21 protein-coding genes and 1 other annotated feature are annotated in these 18,139 nt (G+C 54.2%); of the genes, 9 read left to right on the plus strand and 12 right to left on the minus strand.

Going from position 1 to position 18,139, the window contains the following annotated elements; translation table 11 throughout:
• Positions 1–39: 39 nt before the first annotated feature.
• Positions 40–750: a hypothetical protein gene (locus ACXKZG_RS17030; RefSeq protein ID WP_041691927.1), complete on the minus strand. Its 711-nt coding sequence runs from the start codon at positions 748–750 to the stop codon at positions 40–42.
• Between the two features lie 203 nt (positions 751–953).
• Here ACXKZG_RS17030 and ACXKZG_RS17035 point away from each other — a divergent pair, with 203 nt between their 5' ends.
• Positions 954–1,829 carry a LysR substrate-binding domain-containing protein gene (locus ACXKZG_RS17035; protein WP_013201076.1) on the plus strand — a complete coding sequence of 292 codons (876 nt, stop codon included), beginning with the start codon at positions 954–956 and terminating at the stop codon, positions 1,827–1,829.
• Positions 1,830–1,895: 66 nt separating this feature from the next.
• Here ACXKZG_RS17035 and htpG read toward each other — a convergent pair whose 3' ends face one another.
• The 6 genes from htpG to ACXKZG_RS17065 form a co-directional block, all read right to left on the minus strand.
• Positions 1,896–3,770, minus strand: a complete 1,875-nt coding sequence (gene htpG, locus ACXKZG_RS17040) for a molecular chaperone HtpG (protein ID WP_053141880.1) — start codon at positions 3,768–3,770, stop codon at positions 1,896–1,898.
• Positions 3,771–3,868: 98 nt separating this feature from the next.
• Positions 3,869–4,474, minus strand: coding sequence for a recombination mediator RecR (gene recR / locus ACXKZG_RS17045; RefSeq protein ID WP_013201074.1), 606 nt, complete (start codon positions 4,472–4,474; stop codon positions 3,869–3,871).
• Entirely contained in the window at positions 4,474–4,803 is a 330-nt protein-coding gene (locus ACXKZG_RS17050) for a YbaB/EbfC family nucleoid-associated protein (protein WP_013201073.1), read from the minus strand. Before ACXKZG_RS17050 ends, recR begins: the two co-directional genes overlap by 1 nt.
• A 53-nt stretch (positions 4,804–4,856) precedes the next feature.
• Positions 4,857–6,791 carry a DNA polymerase III subunit gamma/tau gene (gene dnaX, locus ACXKZG_RS17055; RefSeq protein WP_346566224.1) on the minus strand — a complete coding sequence of 645 codons (1,935 nt, stop codon included), beginning with the start codon at positions 6,789–6,791 and terminating at the stop codon, positions 4,857–4,859.
• Positions 5,454–5,515: a sequence feature (DnaX frameshifting element), on the minus strand. Its footprint overlaps the gene before it by 62 nt.
• 81 nt (positions 6,792–6,872) lie before the next feature.
• A complete protein-coding gene (gene apt, locus ACXKZG_RS17060; protein ID WP_013201071.1) occupies positions 6,873–7,424 on the minus strand; it encodes an adenine phosphoribosyltransferase in 552 nt (183 codons plus the stop codon).
• A gap of 154 nt (positions 7,425–7,578) precedes the next feature.
• The gene (locus ACXKZG_RS17065) at positions 7,579–7,956 is read right to left on the minus strand and encodes a DUF454 family protein (protein WP_013201070.1); all 378 of its coding nucleotides are present in this window, start codon (positions 7,954–7,956) and stop codon (positions 7,579–7,581) included.
• 66 nt (positions 7,957–8,022) lie between these two features.
• On the opposite strand from ACXKZG_RS17065, the gene priC reads away from it, so the two are divergent.
• From priC to rsmS, 3 genes are read left to right on the plus strand one after another with little or no spacing between them, the layout of a single operon-like run.
• Positions 8,023–8,553 (plus strand): primosomal replication protein PriC, encoded by a 531-nt coding sequence (gene priC / locus ACXKZG_RS17070; RefSeq protein WP_013201069.1) that lies wholly within the window; start codon positions 8,023–8,025, stop codon positions 8,551–8,553.
• A 36-nt stretch (positions 8,554–8,589) separates the two neighbouring features.
• Complete coding sequence (locus tag ACXKZG_RS17075; RefSeq protein WP_053141873.1) at positions 8,590–8,835, plus strand: GlsB/YeaQ/YmgE family stress response membrane protein; 246 nt, start codon at positions 8,590–8,592, stop codon at positions 8,833–8,835.
• A gap of 30 nt (positions 8,836–8,865) precedes the next feature.
• Positions 8,866–9,030 carry a pleiotropic regulatory protein RsmS gene (rsmS, locus tag ACXKZG_RS17080; RefSeq protein ID WP_013201067.1) on the plus strand — a complete coding sequence of 55 codons (165 nt, stop codon included), beginning with the start codon at positions 8,866–8,868 and terminating at the stop codon, positions 9,028–9,030.
• Here rsmS and acrR read toward each other — a convergent pair.
• The gene (gene acrR / locus ACXKZG_RS17085) at positions 9,027–9,668 is read right to left on the minus strand and encodes a multidrug efflux transporter transcriptional repressor AcrR (RefSeq protein ID WP_013201066.1); all 642 of its coding nucleotides are present in this window, start codon (positions 9,666–9,668) and stop codon (positions 9,027–9,029) included. The genes rsmS and acrR overlap by 4 nt on opposite strands.
• Positions 9,669–9,808: 140 nt before the next feature.
• Here acrR and ACXKZG_RS17090 point away from each other — a divergent pair, with 140 nt between their 5' ends.
• The 4 genes from ACXKZG_RS17090 (at position 9,809) to ykgO (ending at position 14,725) form a co-directional block, all read left to right on the plus strand.
• Positions 9,809–10,993 (plus strand): efflux RND transporter periplasmic adaptor subunit, encoded by a 1,185-nt coding sequence (locus ACXKZG_RS17090; protein WP_013201065.1) that lies wholly within the window; start codon positions 9,809–9,811, stop codon positions 10,991–10,993.
• Positions 10,994–11,010: 17 nt separating this feature from the next.
• Positions 11,011–14,163, plus strand: a complete 3,153-nt coding sequence (locus ACXKZG_RS17095; RefSeq protein ID WP_053141867.1) for a multidrug efflux RND transporter permease subunit AcrB — start codon at positions 11,011–11,013, stop codon at positions 14,161–14,163.
• Positions 14,164–14,311: 148 nt separating this feature from the next.
• Positions 14,312–14,575 (plus strand): type B 50S ribosomal protein L31, encoded by a 264-nt coding sequence (locus tag ACXKZG_RS17100; RefSeq protein WP_053141865.1) that lies wholly within the window; start codon positions 14,312–14,314, stop codon positions 14,573–14,575.
• A gap of 9 nt (positions 14,576–14,584) precedes the next feature.
• Positions 14,585–14,725: a type B 50S ribosomal protein L36 gene (ykgO, locus tag ACXKZG_RS17105; protein ID WP_013201062.1), complete on the plus strand. Its 141-nt coding sequence runs from the start codon at positions 14,585–14,587 to the stop codon at positions 14,723–14,725.
• Between the two features lie 92 nt (positions 14,726–14,817).
• Here ykgO and ACXKZG_RS17110 read toward each other — a convergent pair whose 3' ends face one another.
• From ACXKZG_RS17110 to ACXKZG_RS17125, 4 genes are read right to left on the minus strand one after another with little or no spacing between them, the layout of a single operon-like run.
• Positions 14,818–15,696, minus strand: a complete 879-nt coding sequence (locus tag ACXKZG_RS17110; protein WP_346565711.1) for a metal ABC transporter substrate-binding protein — start codon at positions 15,694–15,696, stop codon at positions 14,818–14,820.
• Complete coding sequence (locus ACXKZG_RS17115) at positions 15,693–16,562, minus strand: metal ABC transporter permease (RefSeq protein WP_013201061.1); 870 nt, start codon at positions 16,560–16,562, stop codon at positions 15,693–15,695. The genes ACXKZG_RS17110 and ACXKZG_RS17115 overlap by 4 nt, the downstream gene beginning before the upstream one ends.
• On the minus strand, positions 16,562–17,248 hold the full coding sequence (locus ACXKZG_RS17120; protein ID WP_013201060.1) for a metal ABC transporter ATP-binding protein: 687 nt from the start codon (positions 17,246–17,248) through the stop codon (positions 16,562–16,564). Before ACXKZG_RS17120 ends, ACXKZG_RS17115 begins: the two co-directional genes overlap by 1 nt.
• Complete coding sequence (locus tag ACXKZG_RS17125; protein WP_258166976.1) at positions 17,248–17,373, minus strand: hypothetical protein; 126 nt, start codon at positions 17,371–17,373, stop codon at positions 17,248–17,250. The genes ACXKZG_RS17120 and ACXKZG_RS17125 overlap by 1 nt, the downstream gene beginning before the upstream one ends.
• 290 nt (positions 17,374–17,663) lie before the next feature.
• Between ACXKZG_RS17125 and ACXKZG_RS17130 the strand changes: the two genes are divergently transcribed.
• The gene (locus ACXKZG_RS17130) at positions 17,664–18,017 is read left to right on the plus strand and encodes a hypothetical protein (protein WP_013201059.1); all 354 of its coding nucleotides are present in this window, start codon (positions 17,664–17,666) and stop codon (positions 18,015–18,017) included.
• Positions 18,018–18,139 lie beyond the last annotated feature (122 nt).

Genomic DNA, 18,139 nt, shown 5'->3' on the forward strand with positions numbered 1-18,139 from the left:
GGACGTAACCCGAAGGTTACGTCGCATAAAGAGACCGTATCAGGCAGCGGCACTGGTCGTTTTACCCAGCAGCTGGGTGGTCAGGGTTTCGCCTGACAGGAAACGCACAATGTTGAGGGCCAGCGGGGTTTTGTCTTTCAGATATGCGAGGATCACTTCATCGCTTGGGGTGGAGAAGCTGTCAGCAAAGATGCTGATGCCTTCCAGCGATTTGGTGGAAATCCCGAGCTGCAGCAGGCGATATTTCACGTCATCCGCTGACTGTGCGAATTCATAGATCGGCGACTGATAGTTGATATCAAACTGCGCCATCATCTCCATCAGGAACGATTTCGCCACCTGCCGCTGCTCCGGGAACTCCATCTGATAATGGGTGATGCCATCGTTAATGGTGTTGATGTCGTTACGTCGACAGAAATCCACCAGATGGGCATGGATTGCCAGTTTCTCGCCCAATAACACCAGGTTTTTCCGGTATTTGAGGATATCGTCTTCCAGGTGTTCAATGGCGATGGAGCGGAATGCCCCGCTGATATCCGCCACCGTATGGTCAACCACTAAATCGCCAAAGCGGTTTTTTAGCTCATCAACCCGGTGCGATAAAATGCCACGATGCAGTGAACATCCACTGTTTCCTGACCAAAGATGCACAGGGATACCCTGTAACATCAGATAACACGCTGCCAGTGTGCTATCACGTCCACCGGTAAACATTACAAGCTGTGTTTTTACGGAATGCTGTGTTGTCATTTTCCTTTCCTTCACGTCGCTGTTGTATGTAATCGTGGGTTAATCCGGGGAGAGATGGCCGCCTCATGCGCCGCAGTTAACAGCCTGCAGCTTTGTTTTCGGGCAGACCTCCCTGTCTGCGAAATCAGATTAGGTAAAACCGACTGGACTTTAAAATGATATAAACAGACACTTGCTGTTAGTTTTTCTCACAGAGCACTCTTATGTCAGGACTCCCCTCACTGCGCGCCCTGCGCTATTTTCATCAGGCCGCACTGCATCAAAATTTCAGTCTGGCGGCGCAGTCGCTGAGCGTGACCCACAGTGCGGTCAGCCATCAGATAAAACTGCTGGAAGAGTGGTTAGGGAAGCCGTTGTTTTTGCGGGCGAATGGTCGGGTACAGCTGACCTCTGACGGCGAGCGGCTGAAAGTTTGCTGTATGCACACCTTCCGTGAGATCGAAACCACCTGTGAGAAGATCCGCGCCAGAAACCTGAACAGCCTGACCGTCTCCTGCGCACCCAGCTTTCTCGCGCAGTGGCTGATCCCGAGGATCAGCCGGTTTACCGAGCGCCACAAAGATATTGCGCTGACGTTCCAGACCCATGTGGATATTGAGCGGGTGCGCAACGAACAGTCCGACCTGCTGATCCTCAGCCATGAACAGCTGGTGCAGGACGATATTGCCGCCACGCTTATCACCGTCGATTATATCGGCCCGGTCTGCGCGCCCTCGTTCAGCAACCGCTTTACCTATGAAACGGACTTCTCCACCCTGCCGCTGCTGCACGCGGATACCAAGCTGCATGCCTGGGCTGAATGGGCGAAGAAAACCGGCGCACGGGGCGATTTCTGGGCAGGAAAGCACTTTGATAATCTGACGCTGGCGATCCAGGCAGCCCGCAATGGGTTGGGGATTATTATGACGCCGCAGATCCTGGTGAAAAAAGAGATCCGTGAGGGATCGCTGATCGCGCCGCTGGGCTTTGCCGAGGTCGACAGGGCAACCTGGATGATGGTTAAGGCGTCACGCAAGGAAGAGCGGGAGATCGAACTGTTTCGCCGCTGGCTGTTAGAAGAAGCGGCCATGGTGGGATAGAACGGCAGAAAAGAAAAAGGGGCGAATCGCTTCGCCCCCTGGTGATGACAGTGTCGGTAGAATGCCTTACGCCAGCAGCAGCTGGTTCATGCGGCGGATAAACTGGTTGGGATCTTCCAGCGTGCCGCGTTCAGCCAGCATCGCCTGATCGAGCAGCAGCTCAACCCACTCCGCAAAGTGCGTATCGTCCTGCGTCTCCGCCGTGCGTTTCACCAGCGCATGGTCCGGGTTCAGCTCAAACAGATACTTCACTTCCGGCACGGCCTGGCCCGCAGCGGCAAACAGCTTCGCCATCTGGGTGCTCATGTCGTTGGCTTCAGTGGTGACGATAGCCGGCGTGTCGGTCAGACGGTGCGTCAGACGCACTTCCTTCACGCGATCGCCCAGCAGCGTTTTCACGCGCTCAACAAACGGCTCAAGCGCCTTTTCGGCTTCTTTCTGCTCTTCGCTCTCTTCGTCGGCCAGCTTGCTCAGATCCTGATCGTCTTTGCTGACGGACTGGAACTGTTTGCCATCGAACTCGGTGAGGTAGCTCATCATCCACTCATCGATACGATCGGAGAGCAACAGCACTTCGATACCTTTTTTGCGGAACAGCTCCAGGTGCGGGCTGCTCTTCGCGGCGGCATAGCTGTCGGCCGTGATGTAGTAAATCTTGTCCTGACCTTCGACCATGCGGCTGACGTAATCTTCCAGCGACACCTTCTGCGCAGAACCTTCGCTGCTGGTGCTGGCGAAACGCAGCAGTTTAGCGATGGTTTCGCCATTGGCGCTGTCTTCAGCCGGGCCTTCTTTCAACACCAGACCGAATTGCTGCCAGAACTGCTGATATTTCTCTTCGTCGTCCTTCGCCACTTTCTCCAGCATCTGCAGCGCACGCTTGCTCAGCGCGTTGCGCAGGTTTTGGGTAATGCGGCTGTCCTGCAGGATCTCACGGGAGACGTTCAGCGGCAGATCGCTGGAATCTATCAGGCCGCGCACAAAGCGCAGATAGTTCGGCATAAACTGCTCGGCGTCATCCATGATGAATACGCGCTGCACGTACAGTTTCAGGCCGTGCTTGTGGTCGCGATTCCACATATCAAACGGCGCCTGGGTTGGGATATACAGCAGGCTGGTATATTCCTGCTTCCCTTCCACGCGGTTGTGGCTCCAGGTCAGGGGATCGGCGTAGTCATGAGAAACGTGCTTGTAAAACTCTTTGTATTCGTCTTCGCTGACTTCCGACTTGTTACGCGTCCACAGCGCCTGGGCTTTGTTGATCTTTTCCCAACTGGTGGTGTCGTCTTCTTCGTTGTGGCTTTCGATTTCTACCGGCAACGCGATGTGGTCAGAATATTTGCTGATGATGCTGCGCACACGCCAGGCATCAAGGAACTCGTCTTCACCTTCACGCAGATGCAGGGTGATTTCCGTGCCACGGTCTTCTTTAGTGATGTCGGCCAGGGTGTATTCGCCCTCACCAGCAGATTCCCAGAACACGCCCTCGTCAGCCGTTGCGCCAGCCGCACGCGTGCGCACGGTGACCTTGTCCGCCACGATAAATGCCGAGTAGAAACCGACACCGAACTGACCGATCAGCTGGCTGTCTTTCGCCTGGTCGGAACCCATCGATTCAAGGAAAGATTTGGTGCCTGATTTGGCAATGGTGCCCAGGTTTTCAATGACTTCGTCACGCGTCATACCGATGCCGTTATCGCTCAGCGTCAGCGTGCGGTTGTCCTTATCAACGGAAACCCGTACGCGCAAGTCGCCATCGCCCTGATAGAGATCCGGCGTGGAAAGCGCGCGGAAACGCAGCTTGTCAGCGGCATCAGATGCGTTGGAGATCAGCTCGCGCAGGAAGATTTCTTTGTTTGAATAGAGGGAATGGATCATCAGGTGCAGAAGCTGTTTTACCTCTGACTGGAAGCCACGCGTCTCTTGTCCTTTCATGGTCATTGCTACCTCAACTAATACGGATGGATATACGTTGAGAAGTAGAGTGGGGGCAAACAACAGGATTTCAAGCAGGCACGACGGATCGTGCCGTTGAATGGTTAGAATCTAATCTTGTGGCGTCCGGCCAGAGAGTGCGACAGCGTGGTGCCATCGACCATTTCCAGCTCACCACCAACCGGCACGCCGTGGGCGATGCGGCTGGCGTCAACGCCATACTGCCCGCACATTTCAGCGATGTAGTTGGCGGTTGCCTCCCCTTCCACCGTGGGGTTGGTGGCGAGGATAACTTCCTGAATAGACTCTTTTTCCAGCCGTTGCTCCAGCCGATCCAGACCAATGTCATTGGGACCAATGCCATCGAGCGGTGAAAGGTGGCCCATCAGCACAAAGTAGCGGCCGGCAAATTGCCCGGTCTGCTCAATGGCATGAATATCGGCCGGGCTTTCCACGATGCAAATCAGACCATTTTGCTGACGACGTGGATTAGCGCAGATGGTGCAGATTTCCTGCTCGGTAAAGGTCCGGCAGTCGGAACAATGACCAATTTCAGACATCGCACGCGTCAACGCCTGAGCCAGACGCATACCGCCACTGCGATCGCGCTGCAAAAGCTGAAAAGCCATACGCTGGGCCGATTTCGGCCCAACGCCTGGCAGGCAGCGCAGCGACTCCATCAAACTTTCAAGGAGCGGGCTGGTCTGCATCAGAACGGCATCTTGAAGCCAGGTGGCAACTGCATACCGTTAGACACACCGGCCATTTTCTCTTTCTGCACTTCCGCAATGCGACGTGCCGCATCGTTGAAGGCTGCAGCAACCAGATCTTCCAGCATGTCTTTGTCATCGTCGAACAGGCTTGGATCGACTTCAACGCGACGGCAGTTATGTGCACCGTTGATGGTGACTTTCACCAGGCCTGCGCCTGATTCACCGGTGACTTCCATTGCCGCGATCTCTTCCTGAACCTGGCCCATCTTGTCTTGCATTTGCTGGGCCTGTTTCATCAGGTTACCCAGTCCGCCTTTTCCAAACATAGTTTTTCTCTCTCAGATCGGGCCGCATACCGCCTAAGCGATAATGCAGCGTTTCAAAGGGGGCGAATGCTCTCTTCATCCACGTCTGCATCGAAGAACCGACGCAGCGTCTGAATATGATTATCCGCAATAATCGACTGACGCGCCTGCGCCAGTTTCTCTTCGTAAATCGCCTGACGCCATTCCAGCGGCGTTAACACCGCGGGATTATCATCTTCTACCAGTGTCAGTTCAACCGGCTGACCGGAGACGGCACTTAATGCTTCCGTCAGCACCTTCTGCGCTGAGGGGGAATTCAGGTGGCGCTGGCTGGAGCGAAGGTGCAGGCAAATGCCGCTCTCCGTCTGCTCTTTCCAGGCGTTCAGCGCCATTTGCTGCACCAGCTTCGGTAACGTCAACTGCGCAATCTCTGCCGCCCAGGCGTCCCGCAACAGCGATTCTGCGGCCAGTTTGGCCATCAGCTCCGGGGTTTTCTCATGCTCCAGTGCGGTACGCAACGCTTTTGGCGTGGCAACCGGCTCGGGGATCGCGTCTTCCTGCGTCTGCGCCTTCCAGCGATACGCCTCTTCTTTTACCGGCGCGGCGGGTTCAGCGGCAAGCTGCCGCTTCTGGCCGCGCTCGGTAACTGAAGCCAACCGCTCCAGTGCCGAACTTGCCGGCCGCGCACGTTGCGCTGCCGGCTCATCCTTTTTTGGTTTGGTCGCTCCCTGTTGGCGCATCAACTGTGTTCGCGCCAGCAGCAGCTGGTTGGTCGTATCGGGCATGTTCCCCGGCGCTTCCGCGTCCTGCACGGTATGGGCAGGCGTGGTGGCCGCCGGTGGCGTTGGCGTTGCCGCCTGTGGTGCCACAGGTTGGGCCTGCGGCATCATGGACGGACGCGCGACCGGCTCCGCAATCACCTGTTTAGGGTGAAAAGCCAGCGCACGCAGCAGCGTCATTTCCACGCCCATGCGGCGATCCGGGGCCAGCGGCAGCTCTTTGCGGCCCACCAGCAGCGTCTGATAATAGAGCTGCACATCGGGCGGTGGCAGCACGCGGGCCAGTTCACGCAGGCGCTGTTCAACGGCGGCGTAATCATCACCCAGCGCCGAAGGCAGCAGCTGGATCATCGCCACGCGGTGCAGCAAGGTCAGCATTTCAACCAGCAGCGCTTCCCACTCCACGCCACGGGAAGCCGCCTGATTCAGCAGCGACATCACCTGCTCGCCTTCCGCATTGACCAGCGCTTCGATCAGCGCCAGCGGCTGTTCATCATCCAGCGTGCCGAGCATGGCGTTGACCGTCACGGTGGTGACCTGTCCCTGCCCCATGGCAATCGCCTGATCGGCCAGGCTCAGCGCATCACGCATGCTGCCATCAGCCGCACGGGCTAATAGCTGGAGCGAACGCGGCTCAGCCTCAATTTTTTCTTCCTGCAGCACATGCTGAAGCTGACCGCGGATCTGTTCGACATCCAGTGCTTTCAGATGGAACTGCAGGCAGCGCGACAGAATCGTCACCGGCAGCTTTTGCGGATCGGTGGTCGCCAGCAGGAATTTGACGTGCTCAGGCGGCTCTTCCAGCGTCTTTAACAGCGCATTGAAGCTGTGACGGGAAAGCATGTGCACTTCATCAATCAGGTAAACTTTGAAGCGGCCACGCGCAGGGGCGTACTGGACGTTATCCAGCAGGTCTCGCGTGTCTTCAACTTTGGTACGTGAGGCGGCATCAATCTCAATCAGATCAACGAAACGCCCCTGTTCGATTTCACGACAGTTATCACACTGACCACACGGGGTCGCCGTAATGCCGGTTTCGCAATTCAGTCCTTTCGCCAACAGGCGGGCAATAGTGGTCTTTCCCACACCTCGGGTGCCGGAAAACAGATAAGCGTGATGGATGCGGCCGAGCGACAGGCCATTAGCCAGCGCTGTCAGGACATGCTCCTGACCGACGACATCAGTAAACGCTTGTGGACGCCACTTGCGGGCCAGTACCTGATAGCTCATTAATTCGCGGGATGTGTTGAGTGAACCGGAGGGTAATGCTAACACAGCCCCACCTTTACGGCGAGGCTGAAGGTTGCGGGATCAGTGCCCGGGGAAGTTAACGAGGCTGAAGGAGTCGATCCCCATCGCCTTCAGGCGGGCTTCACCGCTCAGGTCGAACAGATTGATAATGAAAGCGGCATCTTTCACTTCGCCACCGGCACGGCGGATCAGTTTCACCGTTGCTTCGATGGTGCCACCGGTCGCCAGCAAATCGTCGACCATCAGCACGGTATCGCCAGGGCCGATGGCATCGCAATGCAGTTCCAGCTGGTCGGTGCCGTATTCCAGCTCATAGCTTTCGGCGAAGGTTTTACGGGGCAGTTTGCCCGGCTTACGCACGGGAACAAAGCCCACACCCAGACCTAACGCCACCGGCGCGCCGAACAGGAAGCCACGGGCTTCAGTGCCGACCACTTTGGTGATCCCCTTGTCACGATAGCGTTCAACCAACAGTTCAATACTGAGTGCAAACGCGGTGGGATCTTCCAGCAGGCTGGTCACGTCACGAAACAGAATGCCCGGCTTAGGGTAATCCGGGATGCTTTTGATACTGTTTTTAAGGAATTCAAGCTGCTGAGCAGTCGCGGTCATAGTGTTATGCCTGGTAAATACAAATCTGACTCGCGCAGCTTCATCTGCACTGACACTCTGTCACAGGGCAAAAAGAGAACGTCAGGGGAAGCTACGCACGAAAACGACCAAATCTATGCAAACCGTCGGGCAATTGCAACCATACACCGCAAAATCACGGCTTTTCTTGCGGATCCTCAACAACCGGGAGCCTGAGCATAAAGAGGATCAGGATGCAGAGCAGACAGACTAACAATAGCCGCACCCAGAGAATGTTGACCAGCCACAGAGAAACCGCAAAGGTGATGACGGTAAACACCACCATGCGCCCTTTCGCTTTGGGCGGCAGCGCCCGGTGCTTCTGCCAGTGGCGTAAGTAAGGGCCAAACAGCGAACGGTGCAGCAACCAGTGGTGGAAGCGTGGAGAGGATCGGGCAAAGCACCAGGCCGCCAGTAACAGAAAGGGCGTAGTCGGTAATAACGGTAAAATTACGCCAAGTGTCGCCAGCGCCATCGCTAACCAGCCAATAATCAGTAGAATGATCCGCTTCATTGCTCTACATCCCTCCCTCACACGAGGTGAGACTAGCATAATCAGGGCAATGCCTGGAGATCGAAGATGAAAAGTGCCCTTATGCTGGAGCAGTTAGCCTCCCGGCTGGAGCAGCTGGCTGAAGCCGTCGAGCCTCACCGCAATAAACGGACGCCCAAAGCGCGTTTTGATGCCCAGTTATTTCATTCTCACAGCACCCGGTTGGGAGATTATTTGCTGGAGATCAGGGAGAGCCTGAAAATGCTCAACCAGAGCGTTGCCGACCAGCGCACCGAGCGTGTGGCCTGGCTGGCCGAGCGCGTGGTGCTGCAAATCAGCGCCTTGCAACGGGAGCTGGCCACGCAGACCTTGCGTAAAGGCGAAGCCGTTGCTGAACCGGTCAGTGAGAACCTCTACGAAAAGTTGGCGAAACATCAGGATTACGAACGGCGGCTGCGGGATATGATTACCGATCGCGAAAGTCAGCTGGCGAAATGCGAAACGCTGGTCCAACAGCAAAACCTGCAGCGGGAAATTGCGGCGCAGGAAGGACGTCTGCAACGTTGCCTGCAAGCCACTAAGCGTATCGAGCGCGCCATTGAAAAGCGTGAACACTAGCTATACTTGGATAAAATTTCATTCTGGGTAGAAAAGATGGGACTTCTTTCGTGGATTATCATCGGCTTGCTGGTCGGTTTTTTAACCCGGCGCTTTTTCCCCGGCCGGCCAGGCGGGCTGATCCCAACGCTGGTGCTGGCGGTGGTTGGTGCGCTGATCGGCGGCTACGTCGGGGTGTTCTTTAACTACGGCACGCTGTCAGAAATCGAGCCACGCGCGCTGCTGATCGCCATCGCTGGCGCGCTGTTGATGGTTCTGTTGGTAAAAAAACTGCGTATTTAATGCCTTATTCGGCTATCAGAGGAAATTGCTATGTCACTGGAAAATGCGCCTGCAGAAGTTAAGCTGGCGGTGGATCTGATCATGCTGCTGGAAGAGAATGCTATCGCGCCGCAAACGGTATTGGCCGCGCTGGCGATGGTGCAGAAAGATTTTGAAGCCAAATTAGCGACTGAACAGCCGGCTGAAAAAGGTTAATGCGCCCGGGTCCGCAGCGCTGGACTGTGCAGAAGCATGTCGATCAATACCTCCACCAGCTGTGGCGCATCGGCTGCTAAATCAAAGCTTTCCGGCATAAATAGCCAGTTTTCCATAATCCCGGTGATGTAAGCTCGCATCACGACCGCGGTGCGTCGGGTGTCGAGTTCAACAGGAAGTTGCCCAGCTTCAATGCACTGACGGAGGACCTCTTCAATCTTCTCGTAACACTCAAGATACAGAGTTTGTTGCATCATCTGTAAAGTGGTCATTTCACCCACAAACTCACATTTATGAAAAATAATTTCCAGAAGTGAGCGTCTGCGCTGGTCCCTTGCCGTGGCTTCAAGGACATAGGTAATCATTGCACGCATAACGGAGAGTGGATCGGAAGGGTATTTTAATTGATACTCAAGCTCTAAGTCTTCCAGTCCTGATTCGGACTGTGCCCAGATTTCATTTAGCAAGTCAGCTTTGTTTTTGAAATGCCAGTAAATTGCACCACGCGTCACGCCAGCCGCAGTCGCGATATCGGCCAGTGATGTTTTGGATACGCCATGCTCGGAAAATCTGCCAATTGCCGCATCAATGATGTGATTTCGCGTTTCTAACGCCTGTTGTTTGGTTTTTCGTGCCATAGGGTGACTTTTACAAAAGGGTGCACTTACATACATTTGCGAATGTATGTAACATACCACGACCATAATTTAAACGCAGCAATGGGTTTATGGGTTTGTGATCCATTGAACAATCGAAATCGGATACTCGAGGTTTATTTATGAACAAAAACAGAGGGTTAACGCCTCTGGCGGCCGTTCTGATGCTTTCAGGCAGCATTATGCTGACAGGATGTGATAACAAAGAAGCGCAGCAGGCCGGACAGCAAAAACCACCCGAAGTGGGTGTTGTAACGCTTAAAAACGCGCCATTGCAGATCACCACCGACCTTCCAGGTCGCACCTCATCATTCCGTATTGCAGAAGTTCGCCCACAGGTTTCGGGCATTATTTTGAAACGTAATTTCGTGGAAGGGAGCGACATTAAGGCAGGACAATCTCTTTACCAGATCGATCCCGCAACCTATCAGGCTGCGTATGACAGTGCCAAAGGTGATTTAGCGCAGGCTGTGGCCAACGCGCAAATTGCTGCGGTGACCGTTAAACGTTATCAGCCGCTGCTGGGTACCAAGTACATCAGTCAGCAGGATTATGACACGGCGAAAGCCACCGAAAGTCAGACGGCAGCTGCCGTTCAGGCTGCGAAAGCCAACGTTGAAACCGCGCGTATTAATCTGGCCTACACCAAAGTGACCTCCCCTATCAGTGGTCGCATTGGTAAATCTTCCGTCACGGAAGGTGCACTGGTTCAGAGCGCGCAAACCACCGCACTGGCTACCGTGCAACAGCTTGATCCTATCTATGTGGACGTCACACAGTCGAGTGAAGACTTTATGCGCCTGCGTGATGAACTGAACTCCGGCAAGCTCCAGCAGGCTAACGGCAAGGCTCAGGTCAAACTTCTTCTGCAAAATGGTAGCGAATACGCTCAGGGCGGAACATTAGAATTCTCTGATGTCACCGTTGATGAGACGACGGGCTCCATCACGCTGCGTGCCGTGTTCCCTAACCCGGACCACTCACTGCTGCCAGGAATGTTTGTTCGTGCCCGTCTGGAAGAGGGAACCAACCCAAGCGCGCTGTTAGTGCCTCAGCAGGCGGTTACTCGTACGCCAACGGGCCAGGCATCGGCGATGGTGATTGGTGCAGATAATAAAGTAGAAGTCCGCACTCTGACGGCTGAGCAGGCTATCGGCGATAAATGGCTGGTGACCAGTGGTCTGAAAGAAGGCGATAAGGTGATTACCGTTGGATTGCAGAGAGCCAAACCTGGCGCTCAGGTTACTCCACAGGAAGTCACTGCAGATGAAGCCAAACAGGCTGGATCTGAACAACCTAAGTCTTAAACAGGAGCCGCTGATACATGGCTAAGTTCTTTATCGATCGCCCCATTTTTGCGTGGGTAATCGCCATCATCATCATGCTGATGGGCGTGCTGTCGATTCTAAAACTGCCGATTGAGCAATATCCTAATGTTGCTCCGCCGGCCGTTCAGATTCGCGCTGTTTACCCTGGTGCCGATGCGAAAACACTGCAGGACTCCGTCACGCAGGTTATTGAACAAAACATGAATGGTATCGATGGCCTGATGTACATGTCATCGAACAGTGATTCTTCCGGTACGTTGCAGTTGACTCTGACCTTCCAGTCAGGGACCGACCCGGATATCGCGCAGGTTCAGGTGCAGAACAAACTGCAGCTGGCGACACCATTACTGCCACAAGAAGTGCAGCAGCAGGGGATCCAGGTTCAGAAATCCTCCAGCAGCTTCCTGATGGTGGCCGGTTTTGTGAGTAAAGATGGCAGCATGAATCAGAATGATATTTCTGACTATGTGGCCTCTAACATTAAGGATCCAATCAGTCGTACGCTGGGTGTCGGCGATACGCAGATCTTCGGTGCGCAGTATGCGATGCGTATCTGGATGGATCCGCACAAGCTGAATAACTATCAGCTGACCCCGGTAGATGTGATTAGCGCCATTGACTCACAGAACTCCCAGGTCGCTGCAGGTCAGCTCGGCGGCTCTCCACCGGTGCCAGGCCAGCAGCTGAACGCCTCGATCATTGCTCAGACCCGTCTGACTTCGACCGACGAGTTCGGCAAGATCCTGCTGAAAGTGAATGCGGATGGTTCGCGTGTTCTGCTGAAAGATGTGGCACGCATTGAGCTCGGCGGTGAAAACTACGAGATCATTGCGCGCTACAACGGCAAGCCTGCGTCCGGTATCGGTATCAAACTGGCGACCGGCGCTAACGCCCTGGACACCGCGGCAGCCGTTAAGGATGAGCTGAAAAAGCTGGAACCGTTCTTCCCGTCAGGGATGGAAACCGTCTATCCGTACGACACCACGCCGTTTGTTAAAATCTCCATCATTGAAGTGGTGAAAACCCTGATTGAGGCGATTGTGCTGGTGTTTATCGTGATGTATCTGTTCCTGCAGAACTTCCGTGCCACGCTGATCCCGACTATCGCCGTTCCGGTGGTTCTGTTGGGAACTTTCGCCATTATTAGTGCTTTCGGTTATTCGATAAACACCCTAACGATGTTCGGGATGGTGTTGGCGATAGGCCTGTTGGTAGATGATGCCATCGTCGTGGTCGAGAACGTCGAACGCGTGATGGTTGAAGAGGGCCTACCGCCGAAAGAAGCCACCAAGAAGTCAATGGAGCAGATCCAGGGTGCCCTGGTGGGTATCGCGCTGGTGCTGTCTGCGGTATTTATCCCGATGGCCTTCTTTGGCGGCTCGACCGGGGTTATCTACCGTCAGTTCTCGATCACTATCGTCTCGGCAATGGTGCTGTCGGTAATTGTTGCCCTGGTGCTGACGCCAGCGCTGTGCGCAACGATGCTGAAGCCGGTTAAGAAAGGCGACCACGGTAAAACCACCGGGTTCTTCGGCTGGTTCAACCGTATGTTCGATAAGAGTACCAACCACTATACCAACAGCGTGGGTCATATCATCCGTAGCACAGGTCGCTATCTGGTGATTTACCTGCTGATCGTGGTGGGCATGGCGTACCTGTTCATTCAGCTTCCGACCTCCTTCCTGCCGGAAGAAGACCAGGGCCTGCTGTTGGCACAGGCACAGTTACCTGCGGGCGCGACTCAGGAACGTACTGAGAAAGTTCTCGACCAGGTGACTGACTACTTCCTGACCAAGGAAAAAGACAACGTTAAATCCGTCTTTACCGTTAACGGCTTTGGTTTTGCGGGACGTGGTCAGAACACCGGTATCGCCTTCGTCAGCCTTAAACCGTGGGACGAGCGTTCAGGTGCAGCGAACAAAGTTGACGGGATTGCCGGACGTGCCATGAAGGCGTTCAGCGAAATCAAAGATGCCATGGTTATTCCGTTTAACCTGCCGGCGATTATCGAATTGGGTAACGCCACCGGCTTCGACTTTGAACTGATTGACCAGGGTAACCTGGGTCACGATGCGCTGACTCAGGCCCGTAATCAGCTGCTGGGCATGGTTGCCAAGCATCCTGATGTGTTGGTTGGCGTGCGCCCGAACGGACTGGAAGATACACCACAGTACAAGCTGATGATTGATCAGGAGAAAGCAGAAGCCCTCGGCGTCTCAATCTCTGACATCAACACCACGCTGGGTGCATCGTGGGGCGGATCTTACGTCAACGACTTCATCGACCGCGGTCGTGTGAAGAAAGTGTACGTAATGGGTGAAGCGGATTCCCGTATGTTACCGGACGACATCAACAAATGGTTCGTCCGTAACTCTAGTGGAACCATGGTGCCGTTCTCCGCCTTCGCATCTGCCAAATGGCAGTATGGTTCGCCACGACTGGAACGCTACAACGGTCTGCCTTCAATGGAGATCCTGGGGCAACCGGCACCGGGCAAGAGCTCGGGTGAAGCGATGGGCCTGATGGAGCAAATCGCTTCTCAGCTCCCTTCAGGGATCGGCTACGACTGGACGGGAATGTCGTATCAGGAACGTTTGTCTGGTAACCAGGCACCGGCTCTGTACGCCATCTCGTTAATTGTGGTCTTCCTCTGTCTGGCGGCCTTGTACGAGAGCTGGTCGATTCCATTCTCGGTGATGCTGGTGGTCCCGCTTGGGGTTATTGGGGCACTGATCTTTACCACCGTTCGCGGACTCAGTAATGACGTCTACTTCGTGGTAGGCCTGCTGACAACCATTGGGCTGTCGGCGAAGAATGCGATATTAATCGTAGAATTCGCCAAGGATCTGATGGAGAAGGAAGGCAAAGGTCTGGTCGAATCGACGCTTGAAGCCGTTCGTATGCGTCTGCGTCCAATCCTGATGACCTCGCTGGCCTTTATCCTCGGCGTATTGCCACTGACGATCAGTACCGGTGCAGGTTCCGGTGCGCAGAATGCGGTGGGTACCGGGGTAATGGGCGGCATGGTGACCGCAACGCTGTTCGCTATCTTCTTCGTGCCGGTCTTCTTTGTGGTGGTTCGCCGCCGCTTCGGCAAGAACAAAGAAGAGCTGGAACAGGGTCATCCTGTAGAGCACAACCCGCACTAATCAGCATTTGATTGCTGTACTGAGAGGCCGCTAATGCGGCCTCTTTTTTTTGCCCTTCTCCCCTGCCTCTCTTTTCCAGTTGCAATCCGCTCAGCGCACGCGCATAATTATTGTTATGTTATAACATTACTTATTTCAGTGAGGATTTATGAAACAGGGTATTCATCCGGCTTACCGCACCGTGGCGTTCCACGATACCAGCGCAGACACCTACTTCGTGGTCGGTTCAACCATCAAAACCGATCGCACTATTGAGCTGGAGGGCAAAGTGCTGCCATACGTCCCGCTAGACGTCTCTTCAGCGTCTCATGCTTATTACACCGGTAAGCAGAAAGACTTTGCCAAAGAAGGCAGCGCGCATCGCTTTAATCAGCGCTTTGGTCGCTTCTTTACTTCATCTTCAGATAAATAAGGCGTCATCATGCAGGTATTAAGCTCGCTGGCGTCGGCCAAGAAACGCCATAAAGACTGCAAAGTTGTCCGCCGTCATGGTCGTGTCTACGTTATCTGTAAAAGTAACCCGCGCTTTAAAGCGGTTCAGGGTGGCAAGAAAAAGCGCTGATCTGTTCTGCACTGAAAAAGCGGGCCGCAATCATTGTGGCCCGCTTTTTTTATCGCTGAAACGGACGGCCAGCATGCTGACCGTCTGCATCACTATTTCATACTGGCAACCATCGCGTTGACGTTATGCTTAAAGGCAGCGACGTAGGTATCTGCCGCGCCACCTTTTTTAGTCAGCGCTTCCGGATAAAGTTCACCACCCGACTGCGCACCGGAGGCAGAAGCAATCTGCTTCACCAGGCGGGGATCGGTCTGGTTCTCGATAAAGTAGCTACGAATATGCTCGGTTTTAAGCTGGGTGATCAGTTTTGCCACGTCAGATGCGCTGGCTTCAGACTCGGTAGAGAAGCCCACCGGTGACAGGAAACTGACGCCATAACGCTGACCAAAATAGCCAAATGCATCATGGCTGGTCAGCACTTTGCGTTTAGCCTGCGGGATTGCCGCAAAGCTTTTCGCCGCCCAACTGTCCAGTTTGGTTAACTGGGCAATATAGGCCGATCCCTGCTGACGGAAATAGGCCGCATCCTCTGGATCGGCGGCTATCAACGCGTTCATCACATTGTTGGCGTACACCACGCCATTCTTCATGCTGTTCCAGGCATGCGGATCGGTAATGGTTTTACCGTCTTCTTCCATTGAGCGGGTTTCAATCCCCTCAGAGGAGACGATCACCTTACCTTTATATTCCGACGCGCTAATCAGGCGATCCATCCACCCTTCCAGCCCGAGGCCACTGACGAAAACCACATCTGCTTTTGCCAGCGCCTGGCTGTCCTGAGGCGTCGGTTCAAAGCTGTGCGGGTCGCCATCCGGCCCGACCAGACTTTTCACCTTAACGTGTTCGCCACCCACTTCTTTCACGATGTCTGCCAGAACCGAGAAACTGGCAACGGTGTTGACCGTTTTAGCCATCACCATTGGGGTGAGTAAAATCCCCGCCACTGCCAGCGCTACAGGTAACTTCTTCATACTTTCTCCTTACCAACTGAAAACGGGCGCTGACGGAAAATTCCGCCGCACGGCCCCACTAAAATCGAGATAAAAAACAGGATCGCGGCACTTAACACCACCGCCGGACCGGCAGGCAGTGACAGGTAGAAGGAGGCAATGAGCCCGCTGAAGCTGGCTATCAGCGCAAGGATCATCGCTGACACCATCATGCCCGGCAGACCTTTGCCCCAGAAACGGGCCGCGGCTGCCGGAAGCATCATCAGGCCGACGCACATCAGGGTGCCCAACACCTGAAAACCTGCCACCAGATTGGTGACGACCAGCATCAGAAACAGGCTGTGCACCAGCGGCGCCGTCCAGCGGTTCTGCGCGCGTAGGAAACCAGGGTCAAAAGCATCGATTACCAGCGGGCGGTAAATCAGCGCCAGCACTAATAAAGAAACAGCTGAAATGACGCAGACCAACAGGATTGAGGGGTTATCTACCGCTAACAGCGATCCGAACAGCACATGCAACAGATCCACGCTGGAGCCGCGCAAGGAGACCAACGTCACCCCCAGCGCCAGCGAGCCAAGATAAAAGCCGGCAAAGCTGGCATCTTCTTTTAGCGGCGTATAGCGGCTGACCGCGCCAGACAACAACGCAACAGAAAGCCCGGCAATCACGCCTCCGGTTCCCATCGCCACCAGAGACAAGCCCGATATCAGATAGCCAATTGCCGCGCCCGGTAAGACGGCGTGTGACAGTGCGTCGCCCACCAGGCTCATTCTGCGCAGCAGCAAAAAGACGCCTAAGGGCGTAGCGCTGAGGGAAAGCGCAATGCAGGCCACCAGGGCACGGCGCATAAAGCCGAATTCAATAAAAGGATGGAACATCGCCAGCATCATGATGCTCCCAGGCTGCGGTTAAAATTCAGCTGGGTAACGGCTGAGCCGGAACCGGACCATTCAGCGTGGCTGCTTTTAAGCCGCAGCGTTTGCGGGAAGTATTTTTCGACGGTGGCCATATCGTGCAGCACGACAATCAGCGTACAGCCAGCCTGATGCCGTTCCTGCAGCAGCTGCAATAACAGCGCGGTAGTCTGGCTGTCGACGCCGGCGAAAGGCTCATCCAGCATCAGCAGGTCCGCATCCTGCACCAGCAGACGGGCAAACAGCACGCGCTGCAACTGCCCACCCGATAAGGTGCCGGGTTGGGCGGTGGCAAACTGCAGCATTCCTACCCGGTCCAGCGCGGTCATCACCTGATTGCGCATCGTGCGATTAATCGCGCCGAACCAGCCACACTTTTGCCAGCAGCCCATCGCCACCAAATCAAATACGTGGAGTGGAAAGGTCTTCTCAATTTCTGATTGCTGTGGCATCCAGGCAAGACTTGTCCGCGGCGCGGGCAAGCTCAACGATCCGCTTACCGGACGCAACAGACCGGCCAGGGTTTTCAGCAGCGTGGATTTGCCAGAGCCATTGGCCCCCACCAGCGCGGTCATCGAACCGCGAGCAAACTCCCCTTGCAGAGCCGGCGTCACCGCGCGCCCCTGATAACCTACCGTCAGTTGATTAAGGGTAATCATCAGGCAACAGCCCAATAAGTTAACGCAGCCAGTAACACGACCACCGCAGCAGACAACAGCAGGCGCACCAGCGCTGAGTGGGTAAGTAAGGTGCCGTAGCGAAGAAAGACAGGAAGAGAGGACATCGATTGCGACCACCATTATGTTATAACATAACAATATCATACAATCTCTGGCTCTGGCGGGTTCAGACAAAGTGTATCTAATTATTACTTAAATAATGCCTTCCATTACCCAGGGTTATATAAACTTTTTTCAACTTCTTTAGTTTTACTGTCGCGGGACATGACATTATCTACTAAGATAATTAATAGCCAAATCATTAAGATAGTTTAGAAGACACTAAAGGCACTTGCTTATTTTCACAGGCAGACCAATTATCTCTATAAGCGCTAATTAACACTGTGGGGGAAAAATGCGCAAAACTATTCCCTTTTCTTACTCAGGCAATGAAGACGATCTGTTAACGTTATCAGATAACCTTCAACGGATTATTCCCAAAATAGAAGTAGAGTTAACGGGTTCGCTGTTATGGTATTCACAGAATGCGCAATATGTTCCCGAAAGTATGAAAATTATTTCTATAGAATATTCAGGTGAATCGCGTTATAAGATGACTTACAGCTTCCGCTGGAACGTATTCAACGCCTGTCTCGATATAGATGCAGACCAGACCACAACTGAAACAGTCAATTTTGAATGGCAATCAGGCCTGCTGACCTTTGATTTCATCGATAATCAACAGACCAGTACCGCTGACGAATTGTAATATTGCGTAATAGCATTACAAATACAGCTTTATTACGTTATATTTATTAATAGATTTAGGTTAACGTTAATTATCGCTCCTGGCATACCAATCGCTGAAAGCCCGCGCTGACGGCATCTTTC

Source organism: Erwinia sp. 2186, assembly GCF_057812255.1.

What these genes read in the sequence shown, in the direction of transcription:
- ACXKZG_RS17050 (WP_013201073.1), bottom strand. Translation starts at nt 4,803, where the DNA reads ATGTTTGGAAAAGGCGGACTGGGTAACCTGATGAAACAGGCCCAGCAA.
- htpG (WP_053141880.1), bottom strand. Translation starts at nt 3,770, where the DNA reads ATGACCATGAAAGGACAAGAGACGCGTGGCTTCCAGTCAGAGGTAAAA.
- ACXKZG_RS17090 (WP_013201065.1), top strand. Translation starts at nt 9,809, where the DNA reads ATGAACAAAAACAGAGGGTTAACGCCTCTGGCGGCCGTTCTGATGCTT.
- rsmS (WP_013201067.1), top strand. Translation starts at nt 8,866, where the DNA reads ATGTCACTGGAAAATGCGCCTGCAGAAGTTAAGCTGGCGGTGGATCTG.
- ACXKZG_RS17130 (WP_013201059.1), top strand. Translation starts at nt 17,664, where the DNA reads ATGCGCAAAACTATTCCCTTTTCTTACTCAGGCAATGAAGACGATCTG.
- ACXKZG_RS17030 (WP_041691927.1), bottom strand. Translation starts at nt 750, where the DNA reads ATGACAACACAGCATTCCGTAAAAACACAGCTTGTAATGTTTACCGGT.
- priC (WP_013201069.1), top strand. Translation starts at nt 8,023, where the DNA reads ATGAAAAGTGCCCTTATGCTGGAGCAGTTAGCCTCCCGGCTGGAGCAG.
- ACXKZG_RS17035 (WP_013201076.1), top strand. Translation starts at nt 954, where the DNA reads ATGTCAGGACTCCCCTCACTGCGCGCCCTGCGCTATTTTCATCAGGCC.
- ACXKZG_RS17065 (WP_013201070.1), bottom strand. Translation starts at nt 7,956, where the DNA reads ATGAAGCGGATCATTCTACTGATTATTGGCTGGTTAGCGATGGCGCTG.
- dnaX (WP_346566224.1), bottom strand. Translation starts at nt 6,791, where the DNA reads ATGAGCTATCAGGTACTGGCCCGCAAGTGGCGTCCACAAGCGTTTACT.
- ACXKZG_RS17075 (WP_053141873.1), top strand. Translation starts at nt 8,590, where the DNA reads ATGGGACTTCTTTCGTGGATTATCATCGGCTTGCTGGTCGGTTTTTTA.
- recR (WP_013201074.1), bottom strand. Translation starts at nt 4,474, where the DNA reads ATGCAGACCAGCCCGCTCCTTGAAAGTTTGATGGAGTCGCTGCGCTGC.
- ACXKZG_RS17110 (WP_346565711.1), bottom strand. Translation starts at nt 15,696, where the DNA reads ATGAAGAAGTTACCTGTAGCGCTGGCAGTGGCGGGGATTTTACTCACC.
- apt (WP_013201071.1), bottom strand. Translation starts at nt 7,424, where the DNA reads ATGACCGCGACTGCTCAGCAGCTTGAATTCCTTAAAAACAGTATCAAA.
- ykgO (WP_013201062.1), top strand. Translation starts at nt 14,585, where the DNA reads ATGCAGGTATTAAGCTCGCTGGCGTCGGCCAAGAAACGCCATAAAGAC.
- acrR (WP_013201066.1), bottom strand. Translation starts at nt 9,668, where the DNA reads ATGGCACGAAAAACCAAACAACAGGCGTTAGAAACGCGAAATCACATC.
- ACXKZG_RS17115 (WP_013201061.1), bottom strand. Translation starts at nt 16,562, where the DNA reads ATGCTGGCGATGTTCCATCCTTTTATTGAATTCGGCTTTATGCGCCGT.
- ACXKZG_RS17095 (WP_053141867.1), top strand. Translation starts at nt 11,011, where the DNA reads ATGGCTAAGTTCTTTATCGATCGCCCCATTTTTGCGTGGGTAATCGCC.
- ACXKZG_RS17125 (WP_258166976.1), bottom strand. Translation starts at nt 17,373, where the DNA reads ATGTCCTCTCTTCCTGTCTTTCTTCGCTACGGCACCTTACTTACCCAC.
- ACXKZG_RS17100 (WP_053141865.1), top strand. Translation starts at nt 14,312, where the DNA reads ATGAAACAGGGTATTCATCCGGCTTACCGCACCGTGGCGTTCCACGAT.
- ACXKZG_RS17120 (WP_013201060.1), bottom strand. Translation starts at nt 17,248, where the DNA reads ATGATTACCCTTAATCAACTGACGGTAGGTTATCAGGGGCGCGCGGTG.